Raw genomic sequence first — 15,456 nt, 5'->3', positions numbered from 1 at the left:
AAAATGAGTTCCTAATTTTATAATAACATCAACTACCTAGTCCCGATTTTAAAGTATATTTGCGTTTTACAAAACAAAGAGAATTACATTGAGATACTTTTTAGAATTCGCATATAACGGAACACATTATCACGGATGGCAATTACAACCTGATGCTATATCAGTACAGGAAGTACTGACTAAAGCTATCTCTACTCTACTACGCATCCCTATAGAGCTAGTGGGAGCAGGTAGAACAGATGCTGGAGTACATGCTAAACAGATGTATGCACACTTTGATCACGAGTTACCTTTTGACAAAGATTCTTTAGTACAACGAATGAATTCTTTTTTACCTGAAGACATTGTTATTTATAATATACATACGGTAGCAGATGATGCCCACGCACGCTTTGATGCGACAGCACGTACCTACGAGTATCACATTCATCAGTATAAAGATGCGTTTTGTAATGCGGGTAGCTACTACCACTTTAGACCGCTGAATGTAGAATTAATGAATCAAGCTGCTCAAATCTTATTTGAGTATGAAGACTTCGAATGTTTCTCTAAGACACATACAGATGTATTCACCTTCAATTGTACTATTTATAAAGCACATTGGGATATTCTACCTGATAACAGACTAGTATTCACCATCTCTGCGAATCGCTTCCTGCGCAATATGGTCAGAGCGATAGTGGGTACTTTAGTCAATGTAGGGCATGAAAAAATAACACTAGATGACTTCAGAACGATAATAGAAAGTAAAGACAGAGGCAAAGCTGGCTTTTCTGTACCTGGAAAAGGTCTTTATTTAACTCAAGTTAGTTACCCTTATTTATGAAAAAACTAAAATCATTATCTCTACAGAAATTATTACAATATACTAAGCCGTATCAAAAACGATTTAATTGGGTAGTTGTATTTGCGATTTCCCTTTCTATATTCGCTGCCATACGTCCGTATATGCTAAAGATAACTGTAGATGAATACGTACAGAAACAAGATCAATCTGGGTTGCTACTCTATATCCTACTGATGGGATTAGTACTCGTACTAGAAGTATCTTCACAATTCTTCTTTACCTATTGGGCGAACTGGTTAGGACAGGATATCGTAAAAGACATTCGAGAGAAACTATTTGATAAAATCATCAACTTCAGAATGCGTTATTTCGATAACGAACCCGTAGGAAAATTAGTGACACGTGCAGTATCTGATATAGAATCTATCGCTAGTATCTTCAGTCAAGGACTCTTTATGATCGTCAGTGACTTACTAAAGATGTTCGTGGTACTGTGTATCATGTTCTATATGAACTGGAAATTGAGCTGTATCGTATTGATAGCTATGCCTATTCTATTATATGCTACTCGAGAGTTCCAACGACACATGAAAACTGCATTCCAAGAAGTACGTACACAGATATCTAATCTAAATACATTCGTACAAGAGCGATTAACGGGAATGAAGATCGTACAACTCTTTACGAGAGAAGAAATAGAATACGAAAAATTCAAAGAGATTAACCATAAACACAATGTGGCTTGGCTAAAGAATATTCTGTATAACTCTATCTTCTTTCCGATAGCGGATATCGTATCTTCTCTTACTCTTGGTTTTGTGATTTGGTATGGAGGGATGTCTATCGTACAAGGAGACAACCTTACTTCTTTCGGAGATTTATTCGCCTATACGATGTTGATCACCATGCTATTTAACCCATTGAGACAGATAGCTGATAAGTTCAATGTCATGCAAATGGGGATTATCGCAGCAGAGCGTGTATTCGAAGTATTAGAAACAGAAGAACAGATAGACGATAGCGGTACAGTCACTGCCCCACAGTTTAATGGTAAAATAGAACTAAAAGCTGTTCGCTTTAGTTATATCGAAGGAACAGAAGTACTAAAAGGGATTAACCTAGATATAGCTGCTGGTAGCACCATTGCGATCGTGGGAAGTTCTGGTGCAGGTAAGTCTACTATCATCAATCTATTAAATAGATTCTACGATATAGACAGTGGTACGATCTGTATCGATGGTGTCAATATCAATGAATATAAACTAGCTACACTGCGCAAACAAGTAGCAGTGGTACTTCAGGATGTATTCTTATTTAGTGACACAATATACAATAATATCACGCTACATGATGAGAGTATCACAAGAGAGACTGTCATCGAAGCTGCTAAGAAAATAGGGATACACGACTTCATCTTACAACTCCCTGGTGGATATGATTATAATGTGAAGGAACGCGGTGTCATGCTATCATCTGGACAGCGTCAGTTGATCGCTTTCTTACGTGCGTATGTTAGTAATCCTAGTATTCTGATACTAGATGAAGCTACCTCTTCTATCGATACACATTCAGAAGAATTACTACAGAAAGCGACTGACTATCTAACTAAAGATAGAACGTCTATCATTATAGCACACCGATTAGCAACGATAGTAAACGCTGATCAAATTATCGTAATGGATAAAGGTAAAATAGTAGAAAAAGGAACTCATAAAGACCTATTAGAAATCCAAAACGGATACTATAAAAACCTACACGAGTCACAGTTTAACAAACAAATATAGCTCAATATACAGAAGCGATAGATCCACATCTATCGCTTTTTTATTGTTCATTATAACAATGGTTTCTCTACCCAAAATGAATTAGACGAAAACTTCCGAAGAGTAGAAATACTTTTGTTCTAAAATTTCAATATTTTTTAGTACGCTATTCTCTCCTAGTTTTTTAAAAGATTATCAACAATATTGCCTTTTTGATAATAATTGTCACGTCTTAATAGCCAAATAAGCCACACTCCTTGCAATTACCTTAGTTACAGCCTATCAACTTTTCGTATTGAAAGTTTCAATAACAGAAATAAATGATTATTTTCGTAGCATAAAATATAGAAATATATAGATATATGAAATTCGATATTATTGTTTTAGGAAGTGGCCCTGGAGGTTACGTTACTGCGATTAGAGCTTCTCAGTTAGGTTTTAAAGTTGCAGTTGTTGAAAAAGAAAATTTAGGAGGTATCTGCTTAAACTGGGGATGTATCCCAACGAAAGCTCTTCTTAAATCGGCACAGGTGTTTGAGTACCTTAAACACGCTTCTGACTACGGATTGACTATCAATGGTGATGTAGATAAAGATTTCAATGCTGTTATCGCACGTTCTCGTAACGTAGCTGAAGGAATGAGCAAAGGAGTTCAATTCTTAATGAAAAAGAATAAGATCGAAGTTATCGACGGATTCGGAAAAGTAAAACCAGGTAAGAAAGTAGACGTTACTGACAAAGATGGAAAAGTAACTGAACTATCTGCTGACCATATTATCATCGCTACAGGTGCTCGTTCTAGAGAGTTACCTAACTTACCTCAAGATGGTAAAAAAGTAATCGGATACAGACAAGCATTAACATTACCTCAACAACCTAAGAAAATGATTGTTGTTGGTTCTGGAGCTATTGGAGTTGAGTTCGCTTACTTCTATAAATCAATGGGAACTGATGTAACTATTGTTGAGTTTATGCCAAATATCGTTCCTGTAGAGGATGAAGATATCTCAAAACAATTTGAGCGTTCTTTAAAGAAAAATGGTATCAACATTATGACTAATTCTTCTGTAGAGCGTATCGACACTACAGGTGAAGGAGTAAAAGCATATGTAAAAACAGCTAAAGGTGAAGAGGTATTAGAAGCTGATATCTTATTATCTGCTGTAGGTATCAAAACGAATATCGAGAACATCGGATTAGAAGAAGTAGGTATCGCTACAGATAGAGATAAAATCTTAGTAAACGATTTCTACCAAACTAACGTACCTGGATACTATGCTATCGGTGACGTAGTACCTGGACAAGCGTTAGCTCACGTAGCTTCTGCTGAAGGTATCTTATGTGTTGAGAAAATCGCTGGACACCATGTAGAGCCATTAGATTACGGAAATATCCCAGGATGTACTTATGCTACTCCAGAGATTGCTTCTGTAGGTATGACTGAGGCTAAAGCGAAAGAGGCCGGTTATGAACTTAAAGTAGGTAAATTCCCATTCTCTGCATCTGGAAAAGCAAAAGCTGCTGGTACTCCTGATGGATTCGTTAAAGTTATCTTTGATGCTAAATATGGTGAGTGGTTAGGATGTCACATGATCGGAGCTGGTGTTACAGATATGATCGCTGAGGCTGTAGTTGCTCGTAAATTAGAAACTACTGGATACGAAATCCTTAAAGCTGTGCACCCACACCCTACTATGAGTGAGGCTGTGATGGAAGCTGTAGCTGATGCTTACGGTGAAGTAATCCACTTATAAGAATTAGATTATTCAATATATAGAAACGGGCTGCCTTAAGGTAGCCCGTTTTTTATTTATCTATTCTAGAAACAGTGTTCTAACCATGAAATAAAAAAGCGAGTCCTTCTTTCGAAAGACTCGCTTATTCATTTTATAGTAAATTCTTATGATAGAATATCTACTCCTAAATAATTAGCTGGTGTGATTGCTTTAAGTTCAGTTTTAATCGCATCAGATACATTTAATGTCTCGATGAAATTATGCATTGATTCTTTATTAATCACTGTATTCGTTCTAGTCAAATCTTTTAATGCTTCATACGGATTAGGGTATCCTTCTCTTCTTAGGATAGTCTGAATAGCTTCTGCTACTACAGCCCAGTTATTCTCTAAGTCTTGAGCAAACTTATCTGCATTCAGCAATAACTTATTCAATCCTTTTAATGTAGACTCAAATGCAATAAGCGTATGTCCAAAAGGCACTCCTATATTACGCAACACTGTACTGTCTGTCAAGTCACGTTGAAGACGTGATATCGGTAACTTAGCAGCTAAATGTTCAAAGATCGCATTAGCAATACCTAAGTTTCCTTCTGAATTTTCGAAGTCAATAGGATTCACTTTATGAGGCATAGCCGAAGAACCTATCTCTCCTGCCTTAATCTTCTGTTTAAAGTAATCCATCGATACATACGTCCAGATATCTCTATCTAAGTCTATCAGTATCGTGTTTATACGTTTTAATCCATCGAAGAATGCTGCGAAGTGATCATAGTGCTCTATCTGTGTAGTCGGGAAAGAATGCTTAAGCCCTAAAGTCAATTCTACGAAGTCAGTTCCAAACTGTTTCCAATCTTGTTTTGGGTAAGCTACATGGTGGGCATTAAAGTTACCTGTAGCACCACCGAATTTAGCAGCAAAAGGTACTTGCTCTAATAATGCTAACTGCTGTTCTAAACGCTCCACAAATACGTAAATCTCTTTACCTAGACGTGTAGGAGAAGCAGGCTGACCATGTGTACGTGCTAACATAGGTACATCCTTCCACTCTATGCTCAACTCTTTTAATCTATTGATAACAGTTAGTAAAGATGGTTTATACACATCCTCATATGCTTCTTTAGTCAATAAAGGTATAGAGGTGTTATTAATATCCTGAGAAGTTAGTCCAAAGTGAATAAACTCTTTATACTCTTCTAACTTTAAAATGTCAAATGCGCTTTTCAGAAAGTACTCTACTGCCTTCACATCGTGATTCGTCGTTTTCTCCATCTCCTTGATCCACAAAGCATCTTCTGTGGTAAACTCTTGATACAGTTTACGCAATTCAGGAAAGATAGAACTTGGGACATTGGCTAATTGAGGGACATTGTGCTCACATAGAGAAATAAAGTACTCTACTTCTACTAATACTCTGTACTTGATTAATGCTTCTTCTGAGAAATAATTAGCTAGTGCATTGGTCTTACCTCTATAACGCCCATCGATAGGCGAAATAGCATTTAATTCTGTTAGCATATTTTAGATTGTGTTGTTAAGACACAAAGATAAAGCATTCGATACAGAATCAAAGTATCTTAAATAAAAAAGATAGTTGATAGTAGGTTTGTTTTTTTGTGATGGTGTTTTTTTGTGATGGTGTTTTTTTGTGATGGTGTTTTTTTGTGATGGTGTTTTTTTGTGATGGTGTTTTTTTTGTTGTTTGCCTACGGCATAGGGTAATGGGAATTAGAGATATGGTTAATTGACAGTTCACAATTTCACAACTTCACGGTTTCACAACTTCACAATTTCACGGTTTCACAACTTCACGGTTTCACAAAAGACAACTTCATAGAAACAAAAAAAGATAGCTCATTAGAACTATCTTTTTCTTTATATATTCAGCTATAAGCTTTAAGAAATCAGCTTTTTAAGTACAATCTTAATTCTTAATTCTTAATTCTTAATTCTTAATTCTTAATTCTTAATTCTTAATTCTTAATTCTTAATTCTTAATTCTTAATTAAAATTACTTGCTCCACTCTCTGATAGCGTCTTTATTAATCTTGATATAATCAAGATTATTCGCTTTCTCTGCTAACTCTAATGCCCATTTGGCAGTTTCTACAGCAGCTATTTTATCACCTCCTTTAGCTTGGATCTGTGATTTTAAGCGTACAAAGTAGTAAGGTATTTTCTCTCCTGATTTCTCAATAGCCTTATTTACCCAATCTAGAGCTTTTACAAGGTCTTTATTCGTTAGGTAGTAATATTCTGCCGCTCCGTAATAATCAACGATTGTAGGACCGTCAAATGTCTCCTCAATACTCTGCATTGCCAATTGGTCTGTTGGTACTTTAAAACGAACAGGCACAACTGTCTTCTCCCACATAATCTCTAGGTCTGCGTAGTCTATGTTTACGTTATTCACCGCTACAGTTAATGTCTCAAACTTGCGATCAGAACCAATAGGTTTAACCTTAGTCGATAAAGCTACTTTACTCTCATCCCATTTCTCTGGTAATCCCCAGTTATTCGTATCTGCATAGAATATTACTTCCCATTCTTCTACTTTAGGAATAGTAAATAATGCATACGATCCTTTCTTTAATTTCTTACCACCTATCTCTACATCATTACCAAAAGTAACTACCGTATTCATATTCGCTCCTGTTCTCCACATTCTTCCATAAGGAACTAAATCACCAAATACTAAACGCCCTCTCATATTCGGTCTTGAGTAGTCAATCTTGATATCCGTAAGCCCTACTACTTGATGTGATTCTGCTTTTGTACTTGTAGGTGGAGTGTGAACTTGTGCTTGTGTACACAGTGCAAACAATGCAAATGATAATGCAACTAAACTTCTTTTCATTTTTCTTAGCTTATTTTATACGCTCTAATTAATCATCTAATATTCTGAAGAATACATTCTCTATTAGTGATTAACAAAAGGTACTTAAATTAAATATTGTGTTTTGTTTCCTTATTTCAGAAGGTTATCAAATGTATTAACTTTCTTCTTAAAATTAAATCAAAACACCTTTGTTTTTTTATACCACTACCATAAAAAAAGCCACGTGAACTCACGTGGCTTCTTTAACTATAATTATAAAAACTTATTTCACTTTATTAATTCCGCTTTCTAACCAAGCTTTATACTCAGGTGCGTCTGGCATATAACCAACAGCTTCATTTAAGCGATTACCTTCTTTATCTAATACGATATAGTAAGGCTGTGCATTCGCTTGGTAATGTTTCATTTGGAAATCACTCCATTTATTACCAATTGTTTTTATTTTCTTACCTGTAGTTTCAGAAATATATTGTTCGTTCTCAGGTAACTTCGTCGGATCATCAACATAAAGTGATATTAAAACTATTTCACCTTTTAAAATTGATAACACATTAGGTTCAGACCATACAGAGTCTTCCATTTTACGGCAGTTCACACATGCAAATCCTGTGAAGTCAAGTAAGACTGGTTTGTTTACAGACTTAGCATAAGCCATACCTTTCTCATAATCTGTAAAGGCAATAATATCATGTGCTCCTAGTTTAGCTCCGTCTGGAATAGCAGTAGCTACTCCTCCCGCATTACCACCTTTTCCTCCAACACCATAAGGACTTTCTGAATACGTCATCGGTGGAGGGAAACCTGAGATAATCTTAAGTGGTGCTCCCCATAGTCCTGGTATCATATAAATCGTAAATACAGATACTAATAAAGCCATAAATAATCTTCCTACTGATATACTATCTGCGGGGCTATCATGAGGTAACCTGATCTTTCCTAATAAATATAATGCCCATGCTCCAAAGATAGCAATCCAGATCGCTAAGAAAACTTCTCTTTCTAACCAATGTGCTTGTAATACAAGGTCTGCATTAGACAAGAATTTAAATGCTAAAGCTAACTCTAAGAATCCTAAAGATACTTTCACAGTATTTAACCATCCTCCTGAACGTGGCATAGAGTTTAACCATCCTGGGAACATAGCGAATAACATAAATGGTAATGCTAATGCTAGAGAGAACCCTAACATTCCTACGATAGGTGCTATACCTCCTTTAGATGCTGCTTCTACTAATAGTGTTCCTACGATAGGCCCTGTACATGAGAATGATACTATAGCAAGTGCTAATGCCATAAATAAGATCCCTATGATACCTCCTCTGTCTGCTTGAGAATCTACTTTATTAGCCCATGAGTTAGGTAACATAATCTCGAACGCTCCTAAGAACGATGTAGCGAATATCACTAACAATAAAAAGAAGATAATATTAAAATACACATTCGTAGAAAGTGCGTTTAATGAATCTGCTCCAAATATTGCAGTCACTATCGTTCCTAATACTACATAGATAAGGATGATAGATAATCCATAGATAATTGCATTCTTAATTCCCTTCGCTCTAGTCTTAGACTGTTTAGTAAAGAAACTCACTGTCATTGGAATCATTGGGAATACACATGGTGTAAGTAATGCTGCAAATCCTGATAAGAAGGCTAAGAAGAAAATAGTAAACAAACCTTTTTTCTCTTCTTTAGTATTCCCCGTTGTAGCTACTGTTGTATCCGTTGTATCACTATCCTTTTTAGTATCTACAGCAGTAGTTGCTAAATCTTCGAAGTTCTTTACTTCCTTGGTTTCAAGTGTCTTTAAATCGTAAACAAATAAGTTACTCTGGCTAATACACATTTCATCACATACCTGATAAGCTAATTCTACTTGGATAGTTTCCACAGTAGGATTGGTTATCTTAATGTCTTGAACTAGTTTAGCAGAGTCTACGAAGTAGATTTCATCCACACCAAAGACATCATTAAATGAAGTCTTTGTTTCACTCTCCTTTGCCTTACCCTCTAAAGTATAATTTCCCTCTTGATTATTATAAATAAACTCTAAAGGCAGCGAACCTCCTTCTGGGTTATATTGGGAGTATAAATGCCAGTTCTTTTCTATTACAGCATCCCAAGTAATGGTATATTCTGTATCAGACTTTTTCTCAATTTTAGATTGCCATTTAGCAGGATTAGTAATCTGAGCCTGCACTGATATAAATGACAATAAAAAAAGTAGCAAATAAGCTAATTTTCTCATAGATTAATTTGAATTTTAATAATGTTTGTTGTTGTATCTTTTATCTTAAATCGTTCATCCATTCGACTACCGATAACCCATACAATCTTATTTTCTGAACATAAAAGCCAAGTATTCTCTTTATCAAATAGACTAAACTTCTCGTCTTTAAAAAACTTACTCATTTTCTTTGTTCCCTTCATCCCAAATGGGATAAATCTATCGCCACTTCGATATTTACGTATAGTCAATGGAAAAGTCAATAAATCTCCATCTACATAAATGGTCGAAGCATCACTTGTTAACTGTTTTTCTTCATAAGGTGTTATACTAATCGTTAGTGGTTGGGTTAATGTTTGTTTGTTCTCTAATAAATATATTTGTTCTTTATTCTCTTTTTCTTGTGGAAGAGGTTTTATTATAAACTCTCCTCTATTCTTCAACAGTACATGAGTAGGCGAATAAATCATCTTACCTGATGCTCCATTAATTAAATCTTCGATATCAGACCAAGCCGTAAATCCTAAAGGAGATAACCACTTATACAAATATGCTTTAGGTGAAGAAAGACTTTTTAACTGCTCTAAGTTAATACTTATCTCCTCACCGTCATGTTCTGTAACTACCTGACTGTAATAATATTTACTAGCATCTTCACTCAAATCTACTGACTGCTGTAAATACTCCATTGTCTGTAAAAAAGACTGACAAAAATGTTCATTTGTCTTTTTTAGAAGCGGCAATATATTCCTACGAATTTTATTACGCAAATATTTTGTCTGACTATTTGTTATATCTTCTCTCCAAGTAATCTGATTCTCTTCTGCATAATGAGCGATATCCTCTCTAGTAAATGGCAATATTGGTCTTCTGATGTAGCCATTTCTAGCTGGTATTCCTAATAACCCTTCTATACCCGTACCTCTAGATAAATTAATCAAGAAAGTCTCCATAGAATCATCTAAGTGATGAGCGGTTAATAGATAGGTCTTCTTCTGTTGTGTAGCTAGTTCTCTAAACCAATCATATCGCAATTCTCTAGCTGCAATCTGTATAGACACCTTGTGCTCTGTGGCATATTGTACTGTATCAAACTCTGCAACAAAAACTGGAATGCTTAACTCCTCTCCTAATTGTTCTACAAACTCTTGGTCACCATTACTATCTTCTCCTCTTAAATGGAAGTTACAATGTGCTATCGTTATGTCTAGTCCTAACTTATGACATAAATGCACTAAAACGATACTATCTATCCCTCCACTTACTGCAAGTAATAATGGCTCTTCTAATAACTCTCTGAAGTTATTCTCTATATGTAATTTAAACTGATTAAACATCTTCTAGTAAAGTCAACAAAGTAACTAAAATAATTTAATTACTTTCTCCTTATTTATGTTTTTTTAACCTAGATTAAGACTTTTTCCTTCTTTTTTAAATGATATTTTATAGCAAATAAAATAAAGCAAATAAAAAAAGCCTCATCTAACAATGAGGCTTTGATATCTTAAATTAACTATAATCCATCTACTTTATTTCCAAAATTAGAAGCTTGTGCGTATGTTCTCCATTTTTCAATACATTCTACCATATCTGTAGGTATCTCAGAGTCAAACCTCATTCTTTCTTTAGTTATAGGATGTGTAAATCCTAGTGTTTTAGCATGTAGAGCTTGTCTAGGTAAAACAGCAAAACAATTATCTACAAACTGTTTATATTTGGTAAATGTCGTTCCCTTAAGAATTAAGTTACCTCCATAACGTTCATCGTTAAACAGCGTATGTCCAATATGTTTCATGTGAATACGTATCTGATGCGTACGACCTGTCTCTAGACGACAAGATACTAAAGTAACATATCCTAAGCGCTCAAGTACTTTATAATGCGTCACAGCCCATTTCCCCATACTCTCATCATCAAAGGCAGCCATCTGCATTCTATCTTTGACGTGACGGCCGATATAGCTCTCTATCGTACCTTCATCTTCTTCTACATTCCCCCATACCATAGCGACATACTCACGCTCAGATGTCTTTTCTGCAAATTGCTTTTGCAGTTCGGTCATTGCCCATTCTGTCTTTGCTACTACTAACAGACCACTAGTATCTTTATCAATACGGTGGACTAATCCTGGTCTTTCACTACTATTTAGGGGTAAATTCTCAAAGTGATATGCTAAAGCATTTACTAGAGTTCCTGTATAGTTACCATGTCCTGGGTGTACTACTAGTCCTGCTGGTTTATTCACTACTAATAATGAATCATCTTCATATACTATATCAAGAGGAATATTCTCTGGTATAATGATATTTTCGAATGGTGGTTGTTTCATCAACACACGCACCACATCATTAGCTTTTACTTTGTGATTTGATTTTACAGGTATATCATTCACGAATATATTTCCATTAGTAGCTGCTTGTTGTATTTTATTACGTGTAGCATTCTCTACTAAGTTCATTAAAAACTTATCCACTCTTAAAGGAGCTTGTCCTTTCCCTGCTTCAAATCTATAATGCTCAAATAACTCACCTTCTAAGTCATCGAACATTTCTACATTATCTTCTTGCATTAATCTTATTTAAATCTTTTAAAAATCAAATTCACTAGAATTACTAGAATTGCCATTCGCATCTTCGATAGCTGGCGCTACGTCAAGCTCTTCTTCTGAGTAACCCGCTCTACCATCTCCTAAAACAAAGTCAATTCTAGAGTCTTTTGCTATTTTATCCCCTTCATTTAAGACTTTACCTTTTTGATAAACTTTAAGCACAACATCCTTTCCAATGAAAGTCTGGTATGTAATAGTTCCTTCTTTTAAACCTAATGACTTAATAGTCGCTAAGGCCTGACGGTAAGTTAATTCTTCAAGCTTTGGCAATTTTACATTACCATAACCCGATGCATTAATCTTCACATATATCTTTCTATTCGTTTTTACACCCGTCTTCGGAGCAGGGTCTTGCTCCACAATACTTAACGGAGGAAAGTCTTTATCATAATCAAGTGTATCTAATACAACCATGTTCAACTCATTCTTCTGCAACAGTTGTAACGCTTGATCAGTATCTAACTTAATTAAACTTGGTACTTCTATCTTTTCTCCATGATTAGTCGTATGTGCCAACCACTTAAGCGCTAAGAACACACCTAGTATAACGATTACGACTGCACTCGCTAAGGAAATAAAAAAGGCTCTACTTTTTAGAAAATCCATTAATTTCATATCTACTTATTTTGAGCAAAGATATAAAATCGAAAACATTTTTTGTTTCTATGTTTTATTATAAATTTGTTTTGAACAAATACAAACTAGTAATTCATACTAATGTATTAAAATTTAGCTCTATATGAAGCACGTAGCAGTAATTATGGGGGGATATTCTAGTGAATACAAAATCTCATTGACAAGTGGTAAAGTAGTATGTGAAACACTAGACCGCTCTAAATATATTCCTTACCCTATACATATTTTTGAAAACAAATGGGTATATGTAGATGATAACAATGATGAATTCCCTATTGATAAAAATGACTTTTCAGTAAACTATAAAGGAAATAAAATCACTTTTGACGTTGTATTTAATGCTATACACGGTACTCCTGGAGAAGATGGTTTAATGCAAGCTTACTTTTCTCTTATCGGAATGCCTCATACCTCATGTGACTATTACCAAGCTGCTTTAACGATGAATAAAAGAGATATGCTTTCTGTCTTAAAACCTTTTGGTATTAAAACAGCAATCTCTTATTATCTAAATGAAGGAGATGTTATCAATACTGAAGAAATTATTCAACGTGTTGGATTGCCTTGTTTTGTGAAACCAAATAGATCTGGTTCTAGCTTTGGTATATCTAAAGCAAAAACTACAGAAGAATTACTTACTGCCATAGACGTAGCTTATAAAGAAGATAACGAGATTATAATCGAAAGTTTTTTAAATGGTACTGAGGTATCTGTTGGGGTTATTGACTATCAAGGAGAGATAAAAGTACTACCTATGACAGAGATAGTTTCTGAAAACGATTTCTTTGACTACGAAGCAAAATACTTAGGTAAATCTCAAGAGATAACTCCTGCTAGAATAGATGATAAAGTTAAAGATAAAGTAGCAGATATAGCTAGTAGAGTCTATACAATTTTAAATATGCAAGGCTTCTCTCGCAGTGAATTCATCATAGTGGATGGAGTTCCATTTTTATTAGAAATGAATACTGTACCAGGTTTAACGAACGAAAGTATTCTACCACAACAAGCAAAAGCGGCTAATATTGCCCTAGCTGACTTGTTTGACAATGCAATTGTTTTAGCTTTGCAGAAAGCAAATTAATTTTAGATACCATGAGAAGAGCAGTTTTACCAGGTTCTTTTGACCCTATTACAAATGGCCACTATGATATTATCCAAAGAGCATTACCTCTATTTGATGAGATTATTGTTGCTATCGGAGTAAACTCAGATAAAAAATATATGTTTTCACTAGAAGACAGAAAGCGCTTTATAGAAGAGACATTTAAAGATGAGCCTAAAATTAAAGTAGCTACTTACGAAGGATTAACTACTGATTTCTGTTTTAAAGTAGGAGCACAGTTCATTCTTAGAGGACTAAGAAACCCAGCTGACTTCGAGTTTGAAAAAGCAATTGCACATACAAACCGTTTCTTGACAAAAATTGAAACTGTCTTTTTACTAACAGCTGCTAGTACTTCATTTATTAGCTCTAGTATAGTGAGAGATGTTATCCGTAATAAAGGAGACTATTCTAAACTAGTTCCTCCTACAGTAAAATTCTAATCCAATATAGAATCTAAAAAAGCCTATCTAAATCGATTTAGATAGGCTTTTTAAATTATTCATCTTTTAATATTCCTAGTTCATCTATAAGCAACTTAATATTCTCATAAGAGTTATTCATTGCCTCTCGGATTTGTTCTTTATTTAACCAAGCTACTTGTTCTATATCTTCTTCTATCTGACCTACTAATGGTCCGTCAAAAGTAGAAGTCATTTTATACCAAGTAGTAATTTTCAATCTATACTTACCATTTCTTTTAAAGATATGATACGTTTTAGGCAATTTACGCACTATCTTAAGTTTAGACACACCTGTTTCTTCCTCTACCTCTCGTATAGCTGTTTCCTCCATTTCTTCTCCTTTCTCAATTCCTCCTTTAGGTAAGTCCCACTTACCACCTCTAAGAATAAAAAGAATTTCTCCCTTTGGATTAAACACAACTCCACCTCCTGCTTTCTGTACTGGTATCTTTTCTTTTATCTTCTTTAAGATCTCTTTTTCATCTGGATGATATAAAAAAGCCTTCTCAATTTTATTTTGAAAATATTTAATGATAATTTTGTCAATATCGACACTATCTAATAAGAACAGTTGAAAATCGGTTTCTTTCTCGATTTTATCTGTTAAGAACAATGGTTTGTCGTTTACAAAAACTTTATACATTTGTATTATGATTTTTAATAAAGAAACAGCACACAAAACTGCCGAGTCACTTCTGCAAATTAACGCAATTAAATTAAATCCTAAAAATCCTTTTACTTGGGCTTCAGGATGGAAATCACCTATTTATTGCGATAACCGTATCACATTGTCTTATCCAGAGATTAGAAAGTTCTTACAAAAAGAATTTGCTGAAAACATTGTAGCTAAATATGGTAAACCGGATGTAATCGCAGGAGTAGCTACAGGAGCTATCGGTATAGGCCTTCTAGTAGCAGAAGCTTTAGAACTGCCTTTTGTATATGTACGTCCTGAACCTAAAAAACACGGAAGACAAAATCAAATCGAAGGACAATTAGAAGCTGGTAAATCAGTTATTGTTATCGAAGATCTTATCAGTACTGGTAAAAGTAGCTTACAAGCCGTTGACGCACTAAAAGAGAACGGAGCTAATATCCTAGGTATGGCTGCTATCTTTACTTATGAATTCCAAGTAGCTGAAGACAACTTCAAAAATGCAGGAATAGAACTAACTACACTAAGTAACTACTCTTCTTTATTAGAAAATGCAGTAAACCAAAAATATATTTCAGATAGTGATCTAGACACACTACAAGAGTGGAGAAAGAACCCTGCTGAATGGAATCAATAA

The 15,456-nt window shown here is 34.8% G+C and carries 13 protein-coding genes; 6 read left to right on the top strand and 7 right to left on the bottom strand.

The genetic code is table 11. The features are described 5' to 3' along the window. Positions 1-88: 88 nt before the first annotated feature. From truA to lpdA, 3 genes are all read left to right on the top strand, one after another. Entirely contained in the window at positions 89-826 is a 738-nt protein-coding gene (gene truA, locus BK054_RS09300; protein WP_006257121.1) for a tRNA pseudouridine(38-40) synthase TruA, read from the top strand. Continuing rightward, positions 823-2,571, top strand: coding sequence for an ABC transporter ATP-binding protein (locus tag BK054_RS09295; protein ID WP_006260627.1), 1,749 nt, complete (start codon positions 823-825; stop codon positions 2,569-2,571). Before truA ends, BK054_RS09295 begins: the two co-directional genes overlap by 4 nt. Before the next feature lie 341 nt (positions 2,572-2,912). Further along, a complete protein-coding gene (lpdA, locus tag BK054_RS09290) occupies positions 2,913-4,304 on the top strand; it encodes a dihydrolipoyl dehydrogenase (RefSeq protein WP_006257123.1) in 1,392 nt (463 codons plus the stop codon). A 146-nt stretch (positions 4,305-4,450) separates the two neighbouring features. Here the strand turns inward: lpdA and purB are convergent, their stop codons facing one another. The 6 genes from purB to BK054_RS09260 form a co-directional block, all read right to left on the bottom strand. Beyond that, positions 4,451-5,803 carry an adenylosuccinate lyase gene (purB, locus tag BK054_RS09285; RefSeq protein WP_006257124.1) on the bottom strand — a complete coding sequence of 451 codons (1,353 nt, stop codon included), beginning with the start codon at positions 5,801-5,803 and terminating at the stop codon, positions 4,451-4,453. A gap of 493 nt (positions 5,804-6,296) precedes the next feature. Next, complete coding sequence (locus BK054_RS09280) at positions 6,297-7,142, bottom strand: DUF2911 domain-containing protein (protein ID WP_006257125.1); 846 nt, start codon at positions 7,140-7,142, stop codon at positions 6,297-6,299. 244 nt (positions 7,143-7,386) lie between these two features. Continuing rightward, positions 7,387-9,372, bottom strand: coding sequence for a protein-disulfide reductase DsbD family protein (locus tag BK054_RS09275; protein ID WP_006257126.1), 1,986 nt, complete (start codon positions 9,370-9,372; stop codon positions 7,387-7,389). Further along, on the bottom strand, positions 9,369-10,688 hold the full coding sequence (gene tilS / locus BK054_RS09270; protein ID WP_006257127.1) for a tRNA lysidine(34) synthetase TilS: 1,320 nt from the start codon (positions 10,686-10,688) through the stop codon (positions 9,369-9,371). Before tilS ends, BK054_RS09275 begins: the two co-directional genes overlap by 4 nt. 176 nt (positions 10,689-10,864) lie before the next feature. Next, a complete protein-coding gene (locus BK054_RS09265; RefSeq protein ID WP_071307224.1) occupies positions 10,865-11,920 on the bottom strand; it encodes an RluA family pseudouridine synthase in 1,056 nt (351 codons plus the stop codon). Positions 11,921-11,938: 18 nt separating this feature from the next. Beyond that, positions 11,939-12,574 (bottom strand): PASTA domain-containing protein, encoded by a 636-nt coding sequence (locus tag BK054_RS09260; protein WP_006257129.1) that lies wholly within the window; start codon positions 12,572-12,574, stop codon positions 11,939-11,941. A 124-nt stretch (positions 12,575-12,698) separates the two neighbouring features. Here BK054_RS09260 and BK054_RS09255 point away from each other — a divergent pair, with 124 nt between their 5' ends. Both BK054_RS09255 and coaD read left to right on the top strand, forming a co-directional pair. After that, positions 12,699-13,679: a D-alanine--D-alanine ligase gene (locus BK054_RS09255; RefSeq protein WP_006266420.1), complete on the top strand. Its 981-nt coding sequence runs from the start codon at positions 12,699-12,701 to the stop codon at positions 13,677-13,679. Positions 13,680-13,690: 11 nt separating this feature from the next. After that, the gene (coaD, locus tag BK054_RS09250) at positions 13,691-14,143 is read left to right on the top strand and encodes a pantetheine-phosphate adenylyltransferase (RefSeq protein WP_006260618.1); all 453 of its coding nucleotides are present in this window, start codon (positions 13,691-13,693) and stop codon (positions 14,141-14,143) included. Positions 14,144-14,198: 55 nt separating this feature from the next. Here the strand turns inward: coaD and BK054_RS09245 are convergent, their stop codons facing one another. Next, on the bottom strand, positions 14,199-14,807 hold the full coding sequence (locus BK054_RS09245) for an NUDIX hydrolase (RefSeq protein ID WP_006257132.1): 609 nt from the start codon (positions 14,805-14,807) through the stop codon (positions 14,199-14,201). Between the two features lie 7 nt (positions 14,808-14,814). On the opposite strand from BK054_RS09245, the gene pyrE reads away from it, so the two are divergent. Further along, complete coding sequence (gene pyrE, locus BK054_RS09240; RefSeq protein ID WP_006257133.1) at positions 14,815-15,456, top strand: orotate phosphoribosyltransferase; 642 nt, start codon at positions 14,815-14,817, stop codon at positions 15,454-15,456.

The sequence above is a fragment of the Myroides sp. ZB35 genome, from assembly GCF_001865835.1.
Taxonomy (GTDB): Bacteria; Bacteroidota; Bacteroidia; order Flavobacteriales; family Flavobacteriaceae; genus Flavobacterium; species Flavobacterium odoratimimum.
The sequence above is the reverse complement of the archived record's forward strand: the minus strand, read 5'-3'. Positions and strand labels throughout refer to the sequence as shown.

Excerpts from the sequence above, each read along its gene's own strand:
- BK054_RS09265 (WP_071307224.1), bottom strand. The coding sequence starts at position 11,920 with ATGCAAGAAGATAATGTAGAAATGTTCGATGACTTAGAAGGTGAGTTA.
- BK054_RS09295 (WP_006260627.1), top strand. The coding sequence starts at position 823 with ATGAAAAAACTAAAATCATTATCTCTACAGAAATTATTACAATATACT.
- purB (WP_006257124.1), bottom strand. The coding sequence starts at position 5,803 with ATGCTAACAGAATTAAATGCTATTTCGCCTATCGATGGGCGTTATAGA.
- BK054_RS09245 (WP_006257132.1), bottom strand. The coding sequence starts at position 14,807 with ATGTATAAAGTTTTTGTAAACGACAAACCATTGTTCTTAACAGATAAA.
- BK054_RS09275 (WP_006257126.1), bottom strand. The coding sequence starts at position 9,372 with ATGAGAAAATTAGCTTATTTGCTACTTTTTTTATTGTCATTTATATCA.
- BK054_RS09260 (WP_006257129.1), bottom strand. The coding sequence starts at position 12,574 with ATGAAATTAATGGATTTTCTAAAAAGTAGAGCCTTTTTTATTTCCTTA.
- BK054_RS09255 (WP_006266420.1), top strand. The coding sequence starts at position 12,699 with ATGAAGCACGTAGCAGTAATTATGGGGGGATATTCTAGTGAATACAAA.
- lpdA (WP_006257123.1), top strand. The coding sequence starts at position 2,913 with ATGAAATTCGATATTATTGTTTTAGGAAGTGGCCCTGGAGGTTACGTT.
- coaD (WP_006260618.1), top strand. The coding sequence starts at position 13,691 with ATGAGAAGAGCAGTTTTACCAGGTTCTTTTGACCCTATTACAAATGGC.
- BK054_RS09280 (WP_006257125.1), bottom strand. The coding sequence starts at position 7,142 with ATGAAAAGAAGTTTAGTTGCATTATCATTTGCATTGTTTGCACTGTGT.
- tilS (WP_006257127.1), bottom strand. The coding sequence starts at position 10,688 with ATGTTTAATCAGTTTAAATTACATATAGAGAATAACTTCAGAGAGTTA.
- pyrE (WP_006257133.1), top strand. The coding sequence starts at position 14,815 with ATGATTTTTAATAAAGAAACAGCACACAAAACTGCCGAGTCACTTCTG.